11 protein-coding genes are annotated in these 16,803 nt (G+C 54.8%); 2 read left to right on the plus strand and 9 right to left on the minus strand.

Annotated features, from left to right (window positions below):
• Positions 1-34 precede the first annotated feature (34 nt).
• From VFA09_23580 to VFA09_23595, 4 genes are all read right to left on the minus strand, one after another.
• A complete protein-coding gene (locus tag VFA09_23580) occupies positions 35-2,116 on the minus strand; it encodes a S8 family serine peptidase (protein ID HZU70271.1) in 2,082 nt (693 codons plus the stop codon).
• 155 nt (positions 2,117-2,271) lie between these two features.
• Positions 2,272-5,577, minus strand: a complete 3,306-nt coding sequence (locus tag VFA09_23585; GenBank protein ID HZU70272.1) for a CHAT domain-containing tetratricopeptide repeat protein — start codon at positions 5,575-5,577, stop codon at positions 2,272-2,274.
• A gap of 228 nt (positions 5,578-5,805) precedes the next feature.
• Entirely contained in the window at positions 5,806-6,603 is a 798-nt protein-coding gene (locus VFA09_23590; GenBank protein HZU70273.1) for a hypothetical protein, read from the minus strand.
• A gap of 148 nt (positions 6,604-6,751) precedes the next feature.
• Entirely contained in the window at positions 6,752-7,456 is a 705-nt protein-coding gene (locus tag VFA09_23595) for a hypothetical protein (protein ID HZU70274.1), read from the minus strand.
• 420 nt (positions 7,457-7,876) lie between these two features.
• Between VFA09_23595 and VFA09_23600 the strand changes: the two genes are divergently transcribed.
• Positions 7,877-8,599, plus strand: a complete 723-nt coding sequence (locus tag VFA09_23600; GenBank protein HZU70275.1) for a universal stress protein — start codon at positions 7,877-7,879, stop codon at positions 8,597-8,599.
• 39 nt (positions 8,600-8,638) lie between these two features.
• Here VFA09_23600 and VFA09_23605 read toward each other — a convergent pair whose 3' ends face one another.
• Positions 8,639-10,774 (minus strand): thioredoxin domain-containing protein, encoded by a 2,136-nt coding sequence (locus tag VFA09_23605; protein ID HZU70276.1) that lies wholly within the window; start codon positions 10,772-10,774, stop codon positions 8,639-8,641.
• A 105-nt stretch (positions 10,775-10,879) separates the two neighbouring features.
• Positions 10,880-11,638: a transglycosylase SLT domain-containing protein gene (locus tag VFA09_23610; GenBank protein HZU70277.1), complete on the minus strand. Its 759-nt coding sequence runs from the start codon at positions 11,636-11,638 to the stop codon at positions 10,880-10,882.
• 394 nt (positions 11,639-12,032) lie between these two features.
• Between VFA09_23610 and VFA09_23615 the strand changes: the two genes are divergently transcribed.
• Entirely contained in the window at positions 12,033-12,398 is a 366-nt protein-coding gene (locus tag VFA09_23615) for a hypothetical protein (GenBank protein HZU70278.1), read from the plus strand.
• Between the two features lie 117 nt (positions 12,399-12,515).
• Here the strand turns inward: VFA09_23615 and VFA09_23620 are convergent, their stop codons facing one another.
• The 3 genes from VFA09_23620 to VFA09_23630 form a co-directional block, all read right to left on the minus strand.
• Complete coding sequence (locus VFA09_23620; protein ID HZU70279.1) at positions 12,516-14,267, minus strand: methyl-accepting chemotaxis protein; 1,752 nt, start codon at positions 14,265-14,267, stop codon at positions 12,516-12,518.
• 208 nt (positions 14,268-14,475) lie between these two features.
• Entirely contained in the window at positions 14,476-15,852 is a 1,377-nt protein-coding gene (locus VFA09_23625; protein ID HZU70280.1) for a DUF5667 domain-containing protein, read from the minus strand.
• Entirely contained in the window at positions 15,849-16,538 is a 690-nt protein-coding gene (locus tag VFA09_23630) for a sigma-70 family RNA polymerase sigma factor (GenBank protein HZU70281.1), read from the minus strand. Before VFA09_23630 ends, VFA09_23625 begins: the two co-directional genes overlap by 4 nt.
• Between the last annotated feature and the right edge of the window lie 265 nt (positions 16,539-16,803).

Raw genomic sequence — 16,803 nt, forward strand, 5'->3', positions numbered from 1 at the left:
AAAGCTGCATGTTGAACCTATTATGGCCCGTGTGTTAGACCTGCGCATCTTCCCTATCCGGGCAGTCCTGGGCCTCCATGCATTGATATGCTTTGAGCAAGCCAATACCGACATTGCTGCCAGTGGTGAAGTCTGCTTGCGTTTCCAGGGCATGATCTCCGGTCAACCATTGATATTGCCCGGCTGAGGTGGTGATGGCTCGCATGGCTTCGAGAGACCAGAGATGATGCGGAATTCCAAGGGCGTGGAATTTCTGTAGCAGGCGCGCGGCGACGGCGCTGATAATGGGCGTGGCGAAGGATGTTCCCGACCAATATGCCCAGGCGTGCGCGTTGGGTTCCTTATATTCCGGCGGTTGCTCCTCTGCTACAAGCTTGGGATAGCGACGCGAACTGAAGACGCCAATGGGCGAGTCGATGTCCCTGGCCGCGGTCCAGTAGTGCGGATCGGGGCCGATAGTGCCTGGAGGAACGGTGCCCTGTGGACCTACGGGAGGCACGGCGATGGGCCTGCTGCCCCCATACGTTGCGACTCCATTGTGATGCGGGGGCAAGGCCGGGTAGTTGCTGTAGGAGGCGGCGCGATAGCATTTATCGACGGCACCGACAGAGATGACTTCCGGGAAAGCGGCGGGAAAACGGGGGCCGCGGCGATAGGGCGTGCTGGGGCTATTCGAGTCGTTGCCCGCGGCGGCTACGACGACGGCTCCGAGCGCGGTCAGACTCTGGATGACTTTGTGCAAACCTATCAAGAGCAGACCTGGTCCTGACGATTTCTTGCTGGTGGAATCTGGAGGGAAGCTGCCATCATCTCCAAGCCAGAAACCGGTTAATTCCTCTTGAGGGGGCGCGAGGACAAGGCTCAGATTAATCACGACCGGCCTTCCGCGCAGTCCGCCATCTTCGGCATCCCTCAGCATAAGCTTCAGGATATTTTGTAGGGTAGCAATCAGGGTGAGCGTGTCGAATGTGCCGTAGTCGTTCAGCACGCGGATATAGTGAATGTCGGCGCGGCGAGCCAGGTCACGGACGATGCCGGTAACAAAGAGGCCATGATCTTCCATGTTGAAGCCATAAGGCTGCCCATAGATGTCGTAGCCGGTTATGATCTTATCGTCGGCATTTTCCTTAAGATGATCCGGCAGGTATTGATATTCCCTGCGAATAAAAGGCGAGGTAGAGCGTGTCATCTCCTGGGCGATCTCTTGCAGCAGCAGGTTACTGGCGCCGGCGTCTCCGGCAGCTTTTAGAATATCATCCGGGTGCAATTCGGGCATGGTATCCAGCACATAGATGGTGACGCCTTCGCCGGTCATGCCCGCGATGGGGGATGGATGGGGAGAATCGAGGTCAGGAAGAGTGATAGGCCAGTAGCCGGGAGTGGAACTACATGTATTTTTCACCGGTACCGGAATGGGGGGTGAGCCAGGCCCGCCACCACCATGGCAGTGGGGTGCGCTATCTCCAAGCCAGTTGGGCGCAGCAGCGGTGATAGGAACTTTTCCGAGCCGCCTGAGCACGTTCAGATTGCTATTCAGCAGGTTGACGACCTGGCGTGTATTCGAAGGTCCTTCGCAGCAATTCCCGGTCTGGTTCGCTACGCGCGCATCTTGAATGGGATGAGGCATCGGCACCTGTTGAATGCCAAAGTAACCCATGACAATGGTGCCGTTATCTGAAGGAGATGGGAACAGGTACTTGCCGCGTGGATTGTTGATGTCGTCCTTGCCGTTTTCGGACTGCCCATCGTCATCGTCTCTTGTGGGATGCAGTACCATTTTTTCGAGCGCCTCTATCCTTCGTCTGAGCGCTTCAATGCCCTCTTCTCCCACGACTTCTAGCGTTTTTGCCGCCTTCTCGCCCTGCTCTTCATCCCGGCCTTGATCTTCTTCTACAGGACGCGGATGGGGAATATCCTGGGCGCTGATAGTGCTGAGCGCAAATCCACGATGACTGAGGAACTGATTGAGGTTGTTCAGGTGTAAGGAGGCGATAATTTCTTCGGGGGAGGAACCATAAAATGGGCGCGTGGAATGAAATGATATCGCTACCTGGTCTTCAATCCAGGCCATGGTCAATTCGCTCCAGGCTGTGCTGTCGCCTTGATTGCTTTGCATATGTTATAAATCCTTTCTGTACCGCCTCAGGTGAGGACAGGTACAAGGAGCTGCCCCTACAGGGTACGGCAGGTGCCAGGTACTTTTCTGAATCCGTTTAGGGATTGAAACAAATACATGTGTTTCTAACTATGTAACGACGGAGATCGTTCTTTTTACCGGCTGCTTACGGATAACGCGGCATTCTGGCGGATGTTGGCGAACAAATCCGGCGAGAAGGAGCCTGTATCGCCGACGAGACGAAAGGCGGCCCAGAAATAGGGATGGGAGTGAGCGGCCTGCGAACCATGCAGCAGGCTGCATTGTGCGGCACGCAGCGCCTGAATCTTCGTATCCCCCTGCAATAACCTGGTATAAAATTGCTGCATGAGTTCGTTGGTGGTACTATCTTCTACCTGCCAGAGGCTCATCACCAGGGAGGCGGCTCCGGCAGCGAGGAATGCGCGGCCAAGCCCCACCTGCTCATCACCGCCGCCCGTGAGCGCCAGCCCGGTTTCGCAGCCACTCAGTGTGACAAGCTCGCACCCGCGCAGGTCCAGGCCGAAGGCGTCGATGGCATTGAGCTTGCCACCGGCCAGTTGCACACAGGAGAAGTTAGGCGCGTCGAGCCGGCTTTGTCCATGTGTGGCAAGATGAATGATGGGACTGCCAGGTGCCTGCTCAATGAGCCTGGCAACCGTTGCTTCCTGCTCCAGATAGCAGTGCCCACTCAACATGGATGCCAGTCGCCGGGCTTCTTCGAGCGCGCGGGGCAGGTGCCCATTTGCCGAATAGCCAAATACGAGTGGGGGCTTTGCGCGCTCCTTCGCGCCGGTATCAGGGCCTTGCGAGTTACTATGTGACGATACGGCACCAGGGGGATTCTTCGCTGCGCTCAGAATGACAGGCCCCGAACAGGCCCCGGACATGTCATTCTGAGCGCAGCGAAGAATCTCTACATTGTCGTCCGGCGCTTTGAGCTGTCGTAGCATATTGCTAGCGGGCAGGTAGTGGATTTGATAGTCTTCTACCAGGAAACGAGAGCCATTGTAAAGCGCATGGAACGGCAGTTTGTGCAGCGGCCCATACGGAATGATGGTGAGGTAGCCCGATGATGAAGGCAGCTGATCCTCTATGGGCGCTATCAGAAGATTGTAGAGCTTGTTCAGCAACCGGCGAATGACTTGCTGAGGGGGCGAGTCGATGCTGGGCCAACCGCCCGGCTGCAGATGCGCGTGTAATAACGGCAACAGGCGTTCCAACTGTTCAACCGCGCCGGGATTTTCACATGTCGTGAGGCCTTCTGTGGTGAGCGCGAAGATGACCAGGTTCCCTTGATGGAGAAAGTATGCGAGCATGAGTTGATCCGGCATCAGAGACTGGCGCAACCGGCGAATACTCACTTGCTGCTGCTTGCGTCGCGCGCGCTTCTGGGGCCGCATGGCCGCTAGCGACTCCGATTGGTGTAGAGATATACGTTCAAATAGCTCGTTGATTTTTGCTTCGCAGCGGCGGATTTCACGCTCGATATCTTCGCGTTTGATCACCGCGGAATCGGATGCTTCGACCTGTTCGAGCATATTGCTATAGTCGCGGTAACGTTCCTGCCAATCTTTGAGTTCGTGTTGGAGACGCGGCAGGATGGCAGATTCTTCGCTGCGCTCAGAATGACACGGCTCATTGATACGTACTGATTGTGCTTGTGAAAATGCTGTAGGGACAGCGACTCGTCCCTGCCCTGCGATCCCCGAAGAGGACGGGGACGAGTCGCTGTCCCTATGGGCACTCTCGTCAGGTTCACCAAAGCAGGACGGGGACGAACCGCTATCGCTACGGGCGCTCTCGTCAGGATCATCAAAGTCCAATCCTCTATGAAGATAGCGGCGCAGCGCTATGGAACGCGATTGCTCCAGGTAGCCGAAAGCGCGTTCTGCCTCGCCTCGTCGTAAGCACAGCGCGATCATATCCGCGTAGACGGCCCAGGCGCTCTGCAAAAATGAGGGCGAAAGGTCGGAAACCAGGTCGTTCAAGATGCGTTCAATCTGTGCTATTGCCGCGCTATACTGCCTGGAAGCCTTGAGAAGATTCCCTTGCAGATCGGCAATTCGCCCCAGCAGGTAGTGACTTTTATAGACCGACTCTTGCAGGTTGTGCCGCCGCGCCTGTAATACCGCCTGCCTGCATACCCTTGTGGCCTCTTCTACATCTTCCTGAGACCCTCTCTTTGCTTGCTGGATGCCCAGAAGCGCATTGACCATCACCAGGGCGGCCTGAACGGAGCGCGGCACTAGCCCCTGCGTATCAAAATGCCGCTTGAGGGTTTGCGCGGAGTCATAGGCTTCGGTACATGACCCCATTTCGAGTAATAGTTCGGCCTGCTGGAGCCTGGTGCGGTATGCGTAACTCTCGAATTTGCCACGCTCGTAGAGTTGCGAAGCTTCATTGAGAGCGGTAAAGGCCTCAGATAATCTCTGCGCGGCTTTCAAGGCTGTTGCGTAGGTACAGAGCGCTTCGGCAGTATCCAGCGACATACCCGCTGCGCGATAAGTGGTGATCGCCTCGCTCACTAACCGGCATGCTTCGGCGGCCCTATTCAGTTTTACCAGGCACTCGGCCATAAATACGTTCAGTTCGGCCAGCAAGACGGGATCATCGAGGTCGTTTTGTATGACGCTATCACGCGCGGCATAATAGCGCCGTAATGCGGAGCCATAAAACCCCTGGGCGTAGTCATACTCGGCCAGGTTCATTTCCGTATAGATGAAGAATCGCGGTTCTCCCAGGGCGATGAAGTTCTCCAGGGCCTGCTGCATCAGTTGCCTGGCCGCCTGAAAATCGCCGAGTAAAAAGAGATTTGAGGCCTGATTACTTTCGGCCATGGCGATGGAACGTCGAATAGAACTTTCACTTCCGCCGGTGAGCGTAGGGTAGGTGGCGCGCAATCGTTCATATATCGCCAGCGCATCCTGATAGCGAGCCAGGCGCGTGTAGATGACCGCGACGTTGTTATCAACTGTGCAGGCGCGAGCGTGTTCGCCATGGCGCACAAACACTTCGCGCGCTCGCCTGGCCTCTTCCAGGGCCTCTTCCGTTCGACCGAGCCAGGCGGCAGAAAAAATCCATCCGATGCGCGTGCGTGCCCAACCAACTTCGTCACCCAGGCGCAGAAACTCCTGTGCGGCCTCGTCCAGGTATTGCAGGGCGAGTTGATGCTGGCCCATACAGCGAAACGCATCGCCTTTCGCGATCAGACCAAGGGCACGCGATGGGGCATGCCGGACGTATTCACCAAAAAAGATTAGCAATTCGCCCAGCTTAAGCGAGGTAATGGGACTGATGTTTTGCTGCCTGAGGGCTTCATCTTTGATGAGATTACCAATACCTGCATGATCGGACAATTCCGCGCTCTGTTCTTGCAGGTACATTCGCCCGTCTTCCAGGCTCAAATCGCAGAGATGTTGCAAAAATAGCTCGTTATCCATGTTCCGAGTTTTTCCCGTCCTATAGGCGCCGGAATACGCTTGAACGCTCCTGTCTGTAGGGACAGCGGCTTGTCCCTGTCCCGGTGCCCCTATTCACCACCCAGACCACGTCATGCTGAGCGCAGGAGCCGAAGCCCTGAGCGGAGCGAACGGGGAAGAATCTGGGTTGGATCAGGCCTGGATTCTTCGCTGCGCTCAGCATAATATGTCCTGGGTCACTCAGCATGGCTACGGTTCGATGGTCAATCCTTCAACAACAAGCTCGCGGTTGGGAAGATAGACGATCATGACATATTCACCGGCGGGTATGGACTTAAATACGATATTACCAAGGTCATCTACACTTGTACGTAAAAGTGGCGCGACCGGCCTTGTCTTGTTTCCGTTTCCGTTCGCGCTGCTATCGACTAGCGGGCCAGGAGCGGTATAGAGTTCCGCCGCTACCCCTTCAAGCGCCTCGACACTTTCCGAGGGATCGGTGCCAGTGAGGATGCCAAGCAACATATATTCGCCGTTGCTTGCCAGCGAAAGATGCAGGGAGAGATCGATGGATTCCGCCTTGTACTGGCGCGGCCAGGAGCTTTCCGGCGCGTTACTGCGCACAGCGAACTGCGCCTGAGACTTTTGTACCTGGGAAGCGAAAATACGGCGCACGAGGGAACGAGGAGCAAACGCCGGCAGCGACGACGGTATGTCCTGGATGCGCAAAAATTGCCGCGCTTCCTCGGCTTCCATAGCGCATAACGGGCAACCCAGGAGATGATTTGCTATCCTGACCCGTCTCTCATCCGGCAGGAAATCATATTGCGCGCAATACATGCTCAATTCTTCTGCCGAAGGACACTCGCTACGGTAGAGGTGCGAAAGTAGGAATGTATTGGCCTGCTGGTAACTGGCAAGCCTCTGCTTGCAGGTTTCACACTGTTCCAGGTGATTCCGCGCATCTTCAGACAACGCTTCTCCATCGAGAGCAAAGCGCAAAAGCTCCTCATCATTGGGGGCCGTCGATTCTTTACAATCCATCATTCGTCATTCCTCATCACTGGCAACATCGTGCCGGGCAATTCACCGACTATTCACTTCCCTCGCGGGAATCTTGCTATATAGACGCCCGAAAAACCGTTTTTTGCGCATCATCATTTTTACGTTTTCTAGCCGCTGAATGTTGCACCGGTTACAGTTCGTCGGGGCTAAGTCGCCAGCGGATCTGATCTCGATTGCGCGTCAGTTTCTCGATGATGTTGCGCCGCAAGCGGTAGACCTCGTTCACCTCGCTGAACTCCTGACCGCAAAATTGCACGACCTCCCTGGCCTTCAATCCACAATGAAAAAGCAAATAGGCCAGGCGCTGTTCTCGCTCACCGGGGAGCAGATCCTTGATAACGCTCCATAACTCGCTCCCATCATCCGTATCATCCTCGATGGCAGGTTCGTCCGAAATAGGATGATCGGGATCATTCAAAGAAAGTTCTGGACGCGCGTAGCTGCGCAGGGTATCAAGCATAGCTCCGGTGAGGCATGTCTTCAGGTAGCTCAGAGCGGCGGCGAGGCTGGCAAATCTCAATTCTTGATTATATGCTGCCGCCTGCCAGAAACGATCAAACGTCTTGGCGACGTAGTTCTCTTCGCTATCATGACGGCAAGCAATATCACGCCTGGGATGGCTGCGCACCCAGCTTTTCACCAATGGACCAAAGCGTTCAACCAGGATATTCCAGGCTTCATTATCATGCTGCAAGAGGGCGCGGTGGAAAATTGCCAGGCAGTACTGATCATTATATGGCTCTTTACGCCGGTAGTTCTCGATCTCGCTCATACAGCGCTTCGCGAGCGCCGCCAGGCTCATTTGATCGGATAAGTCTTCCATTTCTACACCCATAGCTATCGGCCTACCTTCCCAGGGTTCGCCTATCGTCACTTCCTCTCTCAAGGGATACGAACAACAGGCGACCGGTATCACCTCGTCGAATGGATTCAAACAGAGGTATTACATATGTTAAACGCACTCAGCTCACAAATCTCAAATAACAACGTCAACCGTCGTGTAGGGGCAGCGTCTGGTGCCTGTCCTCACCGGTATCTCTTATCAAGTAGCTTACCAGATGAAGAGGTGAAATGGATATGATATCCGACACATTTCTAGTGAGATTCCCGAGACTTTATTTTATCCTTGCTTCCTTGCCTAAAAACATGTATACTTTATATGTACAAATTGGTCTCGTTTCCCAGAATCGTACATAACGTGTAACCGACCGGCATAGATGAAGCTGTTGAACACACTCCATGGGAACGAATGGTTATGAGTAAGCGCATTTTGCTGGGCGTCGATGCTCCTCTATCCCCTGCCACATTGTACGCGCTGCGTACAGTCAGTGAATTGATCGAGCAGATTTCTCCCCATGTTGAATTCGTGCTCGTGCATGTCGTCCCCGCTCCCTACATCGCATCCCCCTCACTGGGAGTATACGCCGGGCAGTTACAAACCACAACCGCCACCACTGAGCAGCGCGCACAGGCGGAGCATGTGCTGCGAAAAGCCAGCTTAGAATTGCAGAATCACGGCATCGACGCGAACTCCATCGAAACACTCATGCGTGTAGGGCTTCCTGCCGAGGGCATTGTCAAGGCGGCCAAAGATGCATTCGCGGACCTGATTGTTGTCGGCAGCCGGGGCAATGCGCTTCAGCAGCGAGTGCGCCGCGTATTCGCCGGAAGTATCTCACGTAAAGTGTTACAACTTGCCCCCTGTCCCGTCATGATCGTCACCTATCCTCGCCTCAAGCAACCTTCTGACCTGGTGACATGGTATGAAGAGGCCATTACACGCTACCTGCAAGAACATACCGGCGGATTGATGGTATTCACACCCGCGGAAGTGGCGGAGAAATTTGCTCCCCCGCACAAAACCGCTCCTGGACGCAAAGAGACCGCCGCGGCCATTCTTGCTTTAGAGCAACTGGCGCGCGATGGCAAGCTCTGCCGCCACGATGTGAAAGGTGAGATGCGCTACGTGAACGATTGATCGGCCGTAGGGAGAGAGGGCGACTTCGAGGGTAAGCCCTTACAACAATTTTTCGAGTTCTTCAGGTGTGTTGACGGGCGCCTGGCACGCGAAATTCTGGCAGACATAGGCGGTGGCTTTGCCATCCTTCAAAGGGCGATTCGCCAGCAGGGGAATTGCCTGTATTGCCTCAGCATTATCAGGCGCGGCGCAGGCCAGCACACTTTCCGGCAGATAGCGGCCATTGATGACATCCAGTAAATTGCGCGTACCGGCTTCTCGCGGCTCGCCGGTGATGGCAAATTCCTTGACGAGCGAGATGGCGAAGTCGAGCGCGCACAGGGCGTGCCCAAATGCCGAGGGATACTGCACCATCGCGCTGGCGATGTGCTGCAGGTAATCATCGGCGCGTTGGCGATACGATTCCTCGCCGGTGAAGGCCGCCAGGCGCAGTAGTACGTCGGCGGCTACACTGTTGCCCGCGGGAGTGGCATTGTCCATAATATCTTTGGGACGGCTCACCAGCTCCTCGGCATCGCTGCCCGTATCAAAGAAGCCGCCATTCTGCTCATCGGCAAAGAGCGTTATGACCTCATCTATCAGGTGACGAGCTTCGGCGAACCAGCGCGGATTGAACGTGGCCTCGTAGAGCGCCAGCAGGCCATCGGCCAGGAACGCGTAATCTTCCAGGTAGCCCTTAATCCTGGCCTGACCATCTTTATATGTACGCAACAGGCGGCCATCACGATAGAGCTCGCGCAGCAAAAACGTTGCGTTTTTCTGGGCAACCTGCAGGTAGTCGGGACGATCCAGGTAGCGGGCCGCTTCCGCGAAGCTGCGCAACATCAAGCCATTCCACGCTGTCAGTATCTTCTCATCGCGCCCCGGTTTCACACGCTGCTCGCGCACTGTAAAGAGCATCTCGCGGCTGCGCCGCAAGGAATCCTGCAAGCGTTCCAGGCTGATCTCCGCATCTTCCGCCACTCGTTCGGGGGATTGTACGACGTGCAAAATGTTCTTGCCCTCAAAATTTCCGTCCGTCGTGACATCGTAATAGACCATGAACAGCGACGCGTCTTCTGGCAAGAGATGCGCGCGAATTTCATCGACCGTCCAGGTATAAAATTTGCCCTCTTCCCCTTCGCTATCGGCATCCTGCGTCGAATAGAATCCACCTTCCGGCGCGGTCATTTCACGGATCACATAATTCAACGTTTCCTCGACGACGCGACTATAAGAAGGATTGTTGGTGACCAGGTAGGCGTGCAGGTAGATGCGGCTGAGCAGGGCATTATCGTAGAGCATCTTCTCGAAATGCGGCACAAGCCACTCAGCATCGACGGAGTAGCGATGAAAGCCGCCGCCGAGGTGGTCATAAATGCCGCCATTGGCCATGTGTTGTAGGGATGTCTCGATGATGTCCAGTTCAGATCTGGAAGCCCCCGATTCTAGTTCGCCGCGCTGCCTGTGCAGGTACACACGTAGCAGGAATTCCAGGGACATCGTATTAGGAAACTTGGGCGCGTTGCCAAAACCACCATTCACCGCGTCAAAATCCGCGGCCAGTTCGCGGCTGGCCTGCTCCAGCATTGCGAGCGGCGCCGACCCAGGAGCAAGGGAACTTGCTTTGCGCAGGGGAGCGGTACTGCGCTGCTTCAGGTATGCTGCCACCTGGTTAGCCTGTTCCTCGACCTCCTGGCGACGATTCGCATAGGCATCGGCCATGCTGCGCAGCACCGTAACAAATCCCGGCATCACCTGCTGGCCGTAGCGCCGGTCGCGCGGCGGGAAGTAGGTGCCGCCAAAGTACGGGCGTCCGTCGGGCGTGAGAAAGACGGTCATGGGCCATCCGCCCTGGCCATTGTTGAAGGCCTGCACCGCCTGCATATAGATGCTGTCGATATCCGGGCGCTCCTCGCGGTCTACCTTGATAGAGACAAAATGCGCGTTCATCAGGGCCGCGATATCCTCGTTTTCGAACGATTCGCGCTCCATCACGTGGCACCAGTGGCAGGCAGAGTAGCCGACGCTGAGCAGAATAGGTTTATCCTCAACCCTGGCTTTTTCCAGCGCTTCCTCGCCCCAGGGATACCAGTTGACAGGATTATGGGCGTGCTGCAGCAGGTATGGACTCGTCTCATCAATGAGCCGGTTGGTATGTTTGTATTGTGCCTGTGGGTTCGTATGATCCGACATATCCCCTCCCGAAACGATGTTGTGTTAGCTTTCTTTCCTTTGATACGTTGTCTTTGGCATTGTATCATACAGGAAATCCGGGTAGGGGATTTGCCGGATAGAAGGTCACCACCCCATGATTACATCAATATAGTTGCGTGTCTCATAGGGTAAATAGCTAAACCAGTTGGCACCACCCACACGTACCGCCCAGTTGACTGTGCCGGGTCCGGCGTTATAGGCCGCCAGCGCCTTGGCATAATCACCGTATTGATAAACGTAGCTGGCCATCAGGCGAGCAGCCGCACGCAGCGACTGGATTGGATCGTGCGGATTAATACCCAGGCCTGCCGCGGTTGCGGGCATGAATTGCGCGATGCCAATAGCGCCGGCAGGTGAGACGGCCCAGGGATTGAAGCCGCTTTCCTGGTTGATCTGGCGCACGAAAAGATTGGGCAAAATACCGGCATTGGAAGCATCCTGTCGTGCGATGGCCACATACTGGGATGCCGGCAGATAACCGCCCGAACCGGAACCGGAGCCGGACCCACCGGAACCTTTACCGGGAATACAGATGGTTTGGTAGGGGTAAATAAGATTGGGATTGGCCAGGTGATTGTAGGAAGCAAGTTTCTGCCATGTGGTGTGATAGCGCACCGCAATGCCGCTCAGCGTATCGCCCCATCTTACAGAATACGCCTGGTCGCCGCTCGCGCACGCGCCCTGTGCGAAAACACCAAGTAAGTGACCGCCGATAGCGCCTCCCGCCAGCGTTATCATAAGCATGGCCAGAATAAGCAGATGCCTGGCCGCCAGGGGAAGACCCTGCAAACGTACGTGACGAATGTTGTGCGAGAATGCTTTGATGCTCTCACGAATTCGCATGCGAACTATTCCTCCTTTTTGAATGTCGTGCTGTGTCACACTACATCATCTTATGCCATATTGATGTACTTGATACTAACTGATCTATGAAGTGCTTTTCTCTGAAAGACCGCAAAAAATAGCAGGAAAGTACCAGATCGGGTTAATATCGAGGGGATAAGGGCCAGATTATGGTTTTTCACAGAATAACCTGGCAGTGAGCGCGGGGCCGATCAATCGGCGCTGGACACGATGAATCGGCCCTCGATTAAATAAGCACTATAACGCCAAACTGCAAAAGCCGATGAATCGGCCCCTACTTGCCTCCGTTGTTACAACTTACATTGATCTTACGTTCTATGTTGTAGTTAAACACTGCTATTATCGTTCTCATTGATGTAGGAGACATGATTACATGCTACACGTGTTCGCATTTCATACCATCTTTGCTTCCGGCATTACGATCCAGATTGGCAATAATGCCTGGACCATCAGCAGCGCTTTTATCGTCTATCTCGTGATTGCAGCCATTGTTGGGCTGGTTGCGGAATTTATTGTTGGGTGGCGACTGCCATTTGGCATCGTCGGGGCAATCATTGCCGGGTTGATTGGCGTCTGGTTGATGACCCAGGTGGTCATCATCAGCGGTTTTAATGATATTAACGTCGATAACGTACCGCTTATCCGGGCGCTAATCGGGGCTATTATCCTGATAGCGATCTGGCATTTACTCACGTATCGTGGATGGCGCGGGCGCAGGCGGTACTACCGGCGCTATTAGCCTTATCGGGTGCGATCATGGAGATTCCGATAACGAGGCCGGTCATGCACTTTGACGAAATAATCCAGCAATGAACAAGGGGCCGATAAATCGGCGCTGGGCACGATCAATCGGCCCCTACGACTCGTTCTGAGGGGGCGTAGAGACGCGGAATATCGACATCCGTGAGCGTAAAGAGTTGGTCAATTCGACGAGGTGTGCCATTGATTGCTGCATCTGGCGCATTTGTTGGGTAATTTCGCTGGTCATGGATGAGATTTGTTCGATAGAGTGCGTCACCAGCTGGGAACCGCGCTCCTGGCTGTCTGCCGCATTGACTATGCCCTGAACTAGATCGGCCATCTGTTCGGTAACGACGCTGATGGCTTCGAGCGCGACTCCTGTCTGAGAGACGAGTTCGGACTGTATCACGACCTGTGTGATGTTCTGCTCGACACTCTGGGAGACGGTCGCCATTTCGTGCTGTATGGTGCGGATGCGTGTAGCGACCTTGCGGGCAGCTTCGGCGCTGCTGACGGCCAGGCCGCGAATTTCCTGGGCGATCACGCCGAAGCCCTGGCCGTGTTCACCGGCGCGAACAGCCTCAATAGCAGCGTTGAGCGCCAGCAGATTCATGCGCGTCGTCAGGTCCGTTATTTCCAGGACGATGTCATTGATCTCTTGCCCGCTTTCTCCCAGGCGTTTCATGATGCGAGCCGATTGCATGGTCGTTTCGCGAACCTGGCGCATCCCCTCGGTTGCCCGGGCCACCTTATTCTGACCCTCCAGCGTCACCTCCATTGACTCTACGGCCACCTTGGAGATGGCTTCGGCACGCTGCGATACGTGCTGCATGGTTTCTACCATCTGATCAATTACATGCGCGATGTGCTGAACCTGGCGCTCCTGCTGGCTGGTATCATGGACGAGGACTTCCGAACTGCGCTGTACGTCCTGGGCATGGTCATCAACGGCCTGCGTCACCATTTGCGTGCTGCCAACAATGCCACTGATGGCCTCGATCATCTGGTTGATGGCTTCTCCCACGGCTTGCAGTTTCTCATGCGAGGGCTGAACGCGCACGCGCAAATCTCCGCCCTGTACCCGTTCCAGGTCTTTGCGTAGATGGACAATTGCCTCTTCCAGCGCCCGGCGCTCGACCTCGCGTTCTTGAAAGATACGCGCGTTGTCAATGGCAATCGCCGCCTGACCCGCGAAGAGTTCGATCATCTCGACGCTTTCGACGGTTGGTATCTTGCCATCCTCTGGATCATCCAGGGAGAGGAAGCCGAGCAATTTTTTCTTGCGCGGACTGTACAGGGGCACGATCAGGGCATCTTCGGGATGCCAGCCGCCGGGTTCGTAGTTTTCCATAGGCATATCGACGGCGCGAGGAATATCGGCAAATTCATCAAAGTGTTCGTGGGGGATGAAATAGCTCTGGCTGACAAGAAATTCGGGGCGCATAAAGCGCATCACCTGTTCAACGGTGATATGCCTTTCGCGTATGAGGCGTTCGCTCTCCTCGGACGCGCCGGTAAAGGCAGCTCCAACGAGGTAATCACTATCATCCTTGAGCAGGTTGATGACTGCCATGCGAAAGCCGGTGCAGGCGCTAATAGAGGCGACTATTTGCTGCAAAACCTCATCGAGGCCCAATTCGGCGCGCAAGATATTACCCAGGCGGATCAGTTCTTTGATTTGACGTGTATGTGGAGATTCGCTTCCGGTGGAAATAGTTACATGTTGCCCTTGCGCTGCCGCTTCATCTGGAATCGAGGGCATGGTAGACACGCCTGGATGCTCGCGTTCCCACTGCGCGCGTTCTGCCGGCGAGCGAAATCGGACACGCAAAGGGACATAGAGGTTCTGCTGCCTTCGTTCAGACATGACCTACCTACTTTCTGCTGTGGTTCGGGATTCACTATCGTCCATTTATCTTGTTGAGCATACCATATACGGAGTTTCTTATTCAAGGAGGTAGGAAAAGAGGCCAACCGCTCTATCGAAAATACGACGCTAAGCGCCTGGTACACTGTCGGTGTGATGCACAACACGCGCATTGAGGACTGGCCGGTGTATATCCCCATTTATCCTATTATGCCTGTTTCATTACATGCCCGTTCCCATTCCCTTCTCCATTGTGATTGCCGTTCCCGTTTCCATTCCCATTCTTATTGCCATTGCCTCCATGGTTCCCGTTGTCTCCATGATTGCCATTCCCATTCCCATTGCCGTTCCCTCCTCCATTGTGATTGCCGTTTCCGTTTCCATTCCCGTTGCCTCCTCCATTCCCATTCCCGTTCCCATTCTTATTGCCATTGCCGTTGCCTCCATGGTTCCCGTTGTCTCCATGGTTGCCATTCCCATTCCCGTTGCCTCCATGGTTTCCATTGTTTCCATGGTTGCCATTCCCGTTGCCTCCTCCATTGCCGTTCCCGTTGCCTGCTGACCAGGACGATCCAACCAGTGTTATTTGCGCAAAGGTGCCATCAGGATTAAGAATACCTATTGTGTAAGATTGCTGGTTGTTATTACCATTCCAGCGCACCATGAAAGTATCGACACCATTGTTGAGGCTACCATTGTTACCCATAACCTGTCCATCTATAACCAGTTGCGCTCCCGATTCAAGGCCGCTGCCGTCGATAATAATGGTAGCCAGTTCGCCAGAATGAGGGGGTAGAATAAGCTGTACACTCTGCAGGTGAGGCACGGTATCACCCAGATCAGCGAGCGCATCGGTCGTCGCCAGGCGCTCCTGTAGATTGAGCCGAGGTAAAAATCCGCGCAAGACCTGGCGCGCGTGTGTTTCAAGCGCAGCGAGATTACTCTGAAGTTGACTGCGCTGTGTTCCTGCGGGAATCTGGTTGATAGCCTGAACGGCGTTTTCAACCTGCTGGCTCAGGTCTTCCAACTGCTGCTCGTAGGCCTGTGTATCGGAAGGGTTGGCAAGATCGGCCAGCGTATTGAGGCGGTCGGCGGCGAATTGCAGATCCAGTTCGGCGCGAGCCACAGGCGAACCACTGAGCGAGAGACGTACATCCTGCTCCCATTGATTTATCGCGTAGAGCGGGTTGTTTGGATTGGTGATCTGAGCCGAGGCTATTACTATGCCAAGCGCCAGCAATAGAACCAATAGACAGCAGCTCAAGGCAATACTAAAGACGGGATGCGCCCTCAATAGCGAACGTACAGAAAGCCTGTTCCAACGGGAAATCTGTGCTCTCCGCATGCGTTGTACAGCATTATGCACCAGAATGCGCTGCTCCAACCTGTCGGCAAAGTCCGCGTCAACCTGCACAGCCGGAGCCAGTTGAATACGGCGAGCGATGGCAACCAGTGCCTGTACTTCCTGGTCGGAGTCGAAGTCAGGGAGTGTGGATTGCGGCAGGTCTGGTGATGTCTGAGCAGACCAGAAGGAACCATTTTGCCGTTCCAGCTCGTCATTGAGATGTTCATAGAGAGGATTCATCGTGCTCCTCCTCGATTTCGCGTTTCTACAGGAGATGTCTCACCGGGCGACACGTCCTTTTGCAGGAGGCGGTGCAGGCTATGCAGGGCACGAAATTGCAATGCTTTGATGGCATTCTCATTTTTGTCAAGCATGCGCGCAACGGTAGCTACATCATATCCCAGCAGTAATCGACCTACCAGTACCTGGCGTTGCTCTTCGGTGAGCATATTCATGGCTTTGACCGTCGTGTTCCATTCATCGCGCGCCTCTGTCCAGCGTACCGGATCGCCATCAGGATGACCGGCAGAGATTGGCATGCTTTCAGTATCTCCTTCTCTGTCTTCCAGTGTTGATTCGAGCGGAACATGAGCCGGTTGCTTCTCACGCTTGCGATAAAAGCCTGCGACAGTGATGCGCGCGATCTGCAAGATCCAGGCCGCAAATCCGGCCTCATCGCCGGTGCGCAGCCGGCCAATGCCTTCAACCATTTTCAGAAACACTTCCGAAGTGAGATCTTCGGCGGTAGCACGATCAGGAACGCGAGTAGCAATATAGCCGAATACGCCGGGCAGGAACTCACGGTAGAGCGTGCTCAGTGCCTCAGACTCACCCTGCCGAGCGGAATCAAGCAGTTTGGTGAAGGCAGATGAGCTCTTCCCTGCATCAGGGTCACTACTACCGGACGTTCGACGCCAGGAAAACATTACAAGCCTCTCCTACAAGAAACGATACTAAAGAAAATCCCCCCGTGGTTAAGTTGCAATCAGGTGCATTTTAGTTACGGGGAGAGGAAAACACAACGAAATTGGGCCATTTGGGTTTGTTCATTTTGTTCTCTGATTCTTCCCCTGCGTTCCTCAGGGCTTCGGCTTCTTGCCTCAGCATGACGCGGATGATTGGCCGTAACCAGCAGGGGGCAAGATGCAACTTACTTTCAGAGGGACAGGCAACAGCTTAGACAGGGAGTTT

Source organism: Ktedonobacteraceae bacterium (assembly GCA_035653615.1).
GTDB lineage: Bacteria > Chloroflexota > Ktedonobacteria > Ktedonobacterales > Ktedonobacteraceae > DASRBN01.

Excerpts from the sequence above, each read along its gene's own strand:
- VFA09_23580 (HZU70271.1), bottom strand. The coding sequence starts at position 2,116 with ATGCAAAGCAATCAAGGCGACAGCACAGCCTGGAGCGAATTGACCATG.
- VFA09_23585 (HZU70272.1), bottom strand. The coding sequence starts at position 5,577 with ATGGATAACGAGCTATTTTTGCAACATCTCTGCGATTTGAGCCTGGAA.
- VFA09_23590 (HZU70273.1), bottom strand. The coding sequence starts at position 6,603 with ATGATGGATTGTAAAGAATCGACGGCCCCCAATGATGAGGAGCTTTTG.
- VFA09_23595 (HZU70274.1), bottom strand. The coding sequence starts at position 7,456 with ATGGGTGTAGAAATGGAAGACTTATCCGATCAAATGAGCCTGGCGGCG.
- VFA09_23600 (HZU70275.1), top strand. The coding sequence starts at position 7,877 with ATGAGTAAGCGCATTTTGCTGGGCGTCGATGCTCCTCTATCCCCTGCC.
- VFA09_23605 (HZU70276.1), bottom strand. The coding sequence starts at position 10,774 with ATGTCGGATCATACGAACCCACAGGCACAATACAAACATACCAACCGG.
- VFA09_23610 (HZU70277.1), bottom strand. The coding sequence starts at position 11,638 with ATGCGAATTCGTGAGAGCATCAAAGCATTCTCGCACAACATTCGTCAC.
- VFA09_23615 (HZU70278.1), top strand. The coding sequence starts at position 12,033 with ATGCTACACGTGTTCGCATTTCATACCATCTTTGCTTCCGGCATTACG.
- VFA09_23620 (HZU70279.1), bottom strand. The coding sequence starts at position 14,267 with ATGTCTGAACGAAGGCAGCAGAACCTCTATGTCCCTTTGCGTGTCCGA.
- VFA09_23625 (HZU70280.1), bottom strand. The coding sequence starts at position 15,852 with ATGAATCCTCTCTATGAACATCTCAATGACGAGCTGGAACGGCAAAAT.
- VFA09_23630 (HZU70281.1), bottom strand. The coding sequence starts at position 16,538 with ATGTTTTCCTGGCGTCGAACGTCCGGTAGTAGTGACCCTGATGCAGGG.